This window comes from Pseudomonas sp. SST3, assembly GCF_003325755.1.
In genome coordinates, this window is sequence record NZ_QORI02000067.1 from 1 (window position 1) to 6,067 (window position 6,067).

Consider the following 6,067-nt stretch of genomic DNA (forward strand, 5'->3'; position numbering starts at 1 on the left):
GCCACCACGAACAGCTTCACCGCCTCCCCCGTGCGCTCGTCCGGTACGCCGATCACGGCGCAGTTGGCCACGGCCGGATGGGCCATGATCACGTCTTCGATTTCGTTGGGGTACACGTTGAAACCCGAGACGATGATCAAATCCTTCTTGCGATCCACAATACTGATGTAGCCATCGGTGTCGATCACCGCAATGTCACCGGTCTTCAACCAGCCATCGGCGTCCAAGGTTTCGGCGGTGGCGGCCGGTTGCTGCCAGTAGCCCTTCATCACTTGTGGGCCCTGGATGCACAGCTCGCCGCGCTCGCCCAAAGGCAGTTCTTGCCCCAGGTCATCGACGACTTTCATCGCCGTACCCGGCACCGGGATGCCCACGGTACCCAGGCGCGACAGGCCGCCGTAGGGGTTGGTACTGGCCACTGGCGAGGTTTTCGGTGAGGCCGTAGCCTTCGCCGATGGCGCAGCCGGTCACCGCCTTCCAGCGTTCCGCCGTGGCCTTGACCAGGGCGGTGCCGCCGGAGTTGGTGATCTTGAGGTGGGAGAAGTCCAGGCTCTTGAAATCCGGGTGGTCCAGCAGCGCCACAAACAGGGTGTTCAGCCCCAACAGGCCGGAGAACTGCCACTGCTTGAGCTCCTTGATAAACCCGCCGATGTCCCGTGGGTTGGTGATCAGCACGTTGTGGTTGCCGGAGACCATCATGCACATGCAATTGGCCGTGAATGCATAGATGTGGTACAGCGGCAGCGGTGCAATCATCACCTCCTGCCCTTCCTTGATCAGCGGATGGCCGTCGTCGCCCAGTTGCGACATGCACGCCCGCACCTGCTGCATATTCGCCACCAGGTTGCCGTGGGTGAGCATCGCGCCCTTGGCCAGGCCGGTGGTGCCGCCGGTGTATTGCAGCACGGCGACGTCGTCCAGGGTCACCGGATGGCGCGTCACCCCAAGGCCCGCGCCCATGCGCAGGGCGCGCTTGAACGACACTGCTCGCGGCAGGTGGTAGGCCGGAACCATCTTCTTCACCTTGTCGACCACGGTGTTGACCAGCCAGCCTTTGGCGGCGGGCATGAAAATCGCCCATCCTGGCTTCGATCAGGTAGTCGATCTCGGTGTCGGTGCATACCTCCTGCACCCGCGAACCGAACAGGTTGAGGTAGACCAGCGCGCGCACACCGGCGTCCTTGAACTGGTGGCGCATCTCGCGCGGGGTATACAGCGGGTTGGTGTTGACCACGATCAGCCCGGCGCGCAGTGCGCCGAACACCGCCACCGGGTAATGCAGCACGTTGGGCAGCTGCACCGCGATGCGCTCGCCGGGCTTGAGGTCGGTGTGCTGCTGCAGGTAACCGGCAAACGCCGCACTCTGGCGTTCAAGTTCTGCGTAGGTGAGGGTAATGCCCATGCTGCTGAATGCCGGACGGTCGGCAAAGGTCTTGCAGGAACGCTCGAAAACCTCGATCACCGACTTGTAGGTGCTGAGGTCGATGGCATTGGGGACTCCCGCCGCGCGTTTGTCATTCCAGAAATCAGGTTGCATTATTCTTGTCCTCTTTACCTGAGTGTGTCCGGCCGCTGCCATGCAGATGTGCAGCAATAAGAAGCGGAGCTTTGGGGAAGTTAGCAGCTATGGCCAAAACAGGCAAGACGCTGAACTGTGTCATTGATTGTATGAATCTTGTACCTAAGGCGTAGGCAGATACCCCGCCCCACGCCGGATGAGCTATACAATGCAACCACCCTGAGCAAAGGAAGCCGCCATGAACCACAGCACCTTCTGGCTGACCGCGAACGACCACACCCGTCTGTACGTCAACCAATGGCTGCCCGACGGGCCACCCAGGGCCGTGGTGATGATCTCCCATGGCATGGCCGAGCATGGCGGCCGCTATGCGCGCCTGGCGCAGGCATTGTGTGCAGCAGGCCTGGGTGTGTATGCGCTGGACCAGCGCGGGCATGGCCGCACTGCAGAGGCCGGCACTATTGGGCTATATGCTGAAACGGATGGCTGGAACAAAGTAGTGGGCGATCTGGCCAGCCTCAATCAGCACATCGGCCAACAGCATCCCGGGCTGCCGATCATCCTGCTGGGCCACAGCATGGGCAGCTATATCTCCCAGGCGTACTTGCTGCATCACAGTGCCAGCTTGCATGGCGCAATACTCAGCGGCTCGAATTTCCAGCCGGTGGCCCTCTACCGTGCAGCGCAAATCATCGCGCGCATCGAGCGAGCGCGCCAAGGCCTGCGAGGGCGCAGTGCGTTGATCGACTTCCTGTCGTTCGGCTCATTCAACAAAGCCTTCAAGCCCAACCGCACCAAATTCGACTGGCTCAGCCGCGACCCGGTTGAAGTGGATAACTACATCAACGACCCACTCTGTGGCTTTCGTTGCACCAATCAACTGTGGATCGACCTGCTGGGCGGCTTGCAGCAGATCAGCAAAGTCTCCAACCTGGCGCAGATCGATCCTGGCCTGCCGATCCTGGTGATGGGCGGCGATTGTGATCCGGTGAGTGAAGGCAAGCGTCTCAAGGACCTGGCCCACGCCCTGCGTGAAGCCGGTTGCCAGGACGTGCAATTGACGCTCTACCCGCAGCGCGCCATGAAGTGTTCAACGAAACCAACCGTGATGAAGTCACCGCCGACCTGCTGAGCTGGCTGGAACAGGCGCTGGCGTTGCGCAGGCCCACCCGCTGCGAATAGTTTTTGCTTTTAAAATCAGCCGATTAATTATCGATAAGCCACAGGATGCACCTTTAGATGACCCAGGTAACCAACACCCCGTACGAAGCGCTCGAAGTAGGCCAGACCGCCAGCTTCAGCAAAACCGTCGAAGAGCGTGATATCCAGTTGTTCGCCGCCATGTCCGGCGACCACAACCCGGTGCACCTGGATGCTGAATACGCCAAGGCAACCATGTTCAAGGAGCGGATTGCCCACGGCATGTTCAGCGGTGCGCTGATCAGCGCGGCGGTGGCTTGTGAGTTGCCTGGGCCGGGCACGATTTACATCGGCCAGCAGATGACCTTCCAGAAGCCGGTAAAGATCGGCGACACATTGACCGTGCGCTTGGAAATCCTCGAGAAACTGCCGAAGTTTCGCGTGCGCATTGCCACTCGGGTGTTCAACCAGCGTGATGAGTTGGTGGTAGATGGCGAGGCAGAGATTCTGGCACCGCGTAAGCAGCAAGTCGTGACCTTGACCGAATTGCCGCCGATCAGCATCGGCTGACATTCACGCAGTACCAATGTGGGAGGGGGCTTGCCCCCCGATAGCGCAAGTCAAGTCACAGCTGCAGTGACTGATACTCCGCCATCGGGGGCAAGCCCCCTCCCACATTCTTCAGAACATTTCCAACAAAGGGCTTACGACTGAGCGCGAGCCTGGTTACGCAGGGCTTTTACCTGGTCGTGGTTGCGCTGTACACCGTGGTACTGACGCTCAACCAAGTCACGAATGCCCACCAGGTTGTGCTTGTTGATCTTCTCGATCGCTTCCTTGTAAGCCTTCAGTGCGTGGTCTTCACCGCGCTCGGCTTCGTTCAATACGGCCTCTTCGTCCTTGCCAGTGACCATCGACTTCACGTCGACCCAGCCACGGTGCAGGGCGCCAGCCATGCTGCCGGAATCTTCAGGATCGCCACCCAAGGCACGCACAGCAGTTTTCAGTTCAGCAGCGGCTGTCGCGCAATCAGCGGAGCGTTTGGCAAGCAGGGCCTTGAGTTCTGGATGCTTGATGTCTTCAGCGCATTCCTTGAAACCCTTTTGGCCGTCGATGCTGGTCTCGATCAGGTCGTTCAGTACGGAGATCGATTCTTTGTTGATATCAGTCATTTTTCAATTCCTTGTACGGGTTAGAAGGTTGCCTTGGTTATTGCAGCGCCCGTGCCAGGTTTTCAAAAATTATTTTTACGTTTTATTTCAATAAGTTACGAATTATTGAACCATCTGTATCTTGGTTATTTGCATGATCTGTCATTTGGCCTTCATGCAGAATGCCTGTATTTTCGAAAGCCTGGCCTCAACCCTGCGACGCTCATGAATCCCGAAAAACTCGAACTGCTCATCACCCGCCAAATGCCCTTCGGCAAATACAAAGGCCGGATCATTGCCGACTTGCCTGGGCCCTACCTGAATTGGTTCGCCCGCGAAGGTTTCCCCCACGGGGAGCTGGGCGGTTTGCTGGCCTTGATGCAGGAAATCGACCACAACGGTCTGTCCGAATTGCTTGAGCCACTGCGCGCCAAACACGGCAGACCCGCCCCCCGCCACTAGGAGACCCACCATGCCAAGGAATGCCGATAACGAAGCGCACTGGCAGGCCATCGCTCAGCGTTACGAGTGCGAGCCCGGCCCGATCAACCTGGAAAACGGCTACTTCGGGCGCATGAGCCGGGCGGTGCAGGCCCAATACCTTGAGCACATCAACTTTATCAACCGCAGCAACGCTGTGCATGTGCGCCAGCGTTTTGAACAGGGTGAAAACAACGAGATACGCCGCCAGTTGGCCGGGTTGATTGCTGTCGACCCCGAGTCGGTCGCTTTCACCCGTAACGCCACCGAAGCCTTGCAGTCGCTGATCCGCAACTACAACCGCCTGCAACCGGGCGACCAGGTGCTGATCACTGATCTGGAATACGACACAGTCAAAGGCGCCATGCGCTGGCTGGCAGCGACTCGCGGCGTGGAAGTCATAGAGGTGGCCCACACCCACCCGGCCCGTTTCGACAGCTTGGTGCAGACTTATCACGATGCGTTTGTGCAGTACCCGCGCCTGAAATTAATGGCCTTGACCCATGTGACCCACCGTACGGGCCTGGTCATGCCGGTTGCGGCCATTGCCAAGGCAGCGCGCGAACGAGGAATCGACGTGATCCTCGACGGCGCCCACGCCTTGGGCCAGATCGAATTCAACCTGGCCGAACTGGGCATTCAGTTCGCAGGCTTCAACCTGCACAAGTGGATCGGCGCGCCGTTGACCCTGGGCTTTTTGTACATCGCACCGGAGCGCCTGGCCGATATCGACCCGGATATGGGCGAGTTCCATTACCCAGCCACCGATGTGCGAGCGCGTACGTCCTACAGCACGCCGAACTTTCCGGCGCTGATGACCTTGCCTCTGGTGTTTGAAGAGCATCGACAATTGGGGGGCGCTGCAGCCAAGGGCGCACGCGTCAATTACCTGCGCAACCTGTGGGTGAACCAGGTGCGGCCGTTGACGGGGATCGAAGTGCTGACTTCGGATGACCCGCGACTGTATTGCGGGATCACCGCCTTCAAGTTTATCGGGCGTGATCAGCAGGCGATGGTGGACAGGTTGCTCAAGGAGCACGGCCTGTTCACCACTACGCGCACGGGGGCAGCGTTTGGCACCTGTATCCGGGTGACGCCGGGGCTGGTGACGTCGGCGGCGAACATCAATGCGCTAGTCCACGCGATCACCAAAACTAAAACACCGATTAAAAACTGTGTGCGGGCTTGCCTGCGATAACGGTGTATCAGCCAAAGATGGGCTAACTGATAAATGGCTATCGCAGGCAAGCCAGCTCCCACCTTCAGAGCGGCGATGTGCTTGAGGTTTTTCTACAGGCAAAAAAAAGCGGCACACCGACCAAGTGCGCCGCAAAAATGCCGTTAAGCACAGCAACAACGATTCGATAAATCCGTTCAGTCCAGCAGCGCCAGCGCCTGGGCAGTGACTTCCTGGATACGCGCCCAGTCGCCGTTCTTGACCCACTCCGGATCCAGCATCCAGCTGCCCCCCACGCACATCACGTTTTTCAACGCCATGTAGCTCTTGATGTTGGCTGGGCCAAACACCGCCAGTCGGGCAGAATTTGACTTCGCCGAACGGGCCGCCGAGCGCCTTGATGGCAGCAACACCACCGCTGACTTCAGCCGGGAACAGTTTGAAGCGGCGATAACCCAGGCCGTAGCCTTCCATGATGCCGGAGGCGTTGCTGATGCCCGGCAGCAGCGGGATCGGGCTGTGCACCGAGGCTTCCAGCAGGTCGCGGGTGATGCCAGGGGTGACGATAAATTGCGAGCCCGCCACTTCGGCCGCTTCGAG

At 59.3% G+C, this 6,067-nt stretch carries 4 protein-coding genes and 3 pseudogenes; 4 read left to right on the forward strand and 3 right to left on the reverse strand.

The genetic code is table 11. The features are described 5' to 3' along the window. Positions 1-1,537, reverse strand: a pseudogene (locus tag DQ405_RS23335) (long-chain-fatty-acid--CoA ligase); the annotation flags it as partial. 220 nt (positions 1,538-1,757) lie between these two features. On the opposite strand from DQ405_RS23335, the pseudogene DQ405_RS23340 reads away from it, so the two are divergent. Together DQ405_RS23340 and DQ405_RS23345 are read left to right on the forward strand one after the other, a co-directional pair. Beyond that, positions 1,758-2,701 (forward strand): annotated as a pseudogene (locus DQ405_RS23340) (alpha/beta hydrolase). Positions 2,702-2,758: 57 nt separating this feature from the next. After that, the gene (locus tag DQ405_RS23345; RefSeq protein WP_003193747.1) at positions 2,759-3,229 is read left to right on the forward strand and encodes a MaoC family dehydratase; all 471 of its coding nucleotides are present in this window, start codon (positions 2,759-2,761) and stop codon (positions 3,227-3,229) included. A gap of 134 nt (positions 3,230-3,363) precedes the next feature. On the opposite strand, the gene DQ405_RS23350 is transcribed toward DQ405_RS23345, so the two are convergent. After that, positions 3,364-3,831, reverse strand: coding sequence for a ferritin-like domain-containing protein (locus DQ405_RS23350; protein ID WP_168426291.1), 468 nt, complete (start codon positions 3,829-3,831; stop codon positions 3,364-3,366). A 204-nt stretch (positions 3,832-4,035) separates the two neighbouring features. Between DQ405_RS23350 and DQ405_RS23355 the strand changes: the two genes are divergently transcribed. Then, positions 4,036-4,272, forward strand: coding sequence for a DUF3820 family protein (locus DQ405_RS23355; RefSeq protein ID WP_003193750.1), 237 nt, complete (start codon positions 4,036-4,038; stop codon positions 4,270-4,272). Positions 4,273-4,282: 10 nt separating this feature from the next. Continuing rightward, positions 4,283-5,488, forward strand: coding sequence for an aminotransferase class V-fold PLP-dependent enzyme (locus DQ405_RS23360; protein ID WP_168426292.1), 1,206 nt, complete (start codon positions 4,283-4,285; stop codon positions 5,486-5,488). 176 nt (positions 5,489-5,664) lie between these two features. Here the strand turns inward: DQ405_RS23360 and eda are convergent. Continuing rightward, positions 5,665-6,067, reverse strand: a pseudogene (gene eda / locus DQ405_RS23365) (bifunctional 4-hydroxy-2-oxoglutarate aldolase/2-dehydro-3-deoxy-phosphogluconate aldolase); the annotation flags it as partial.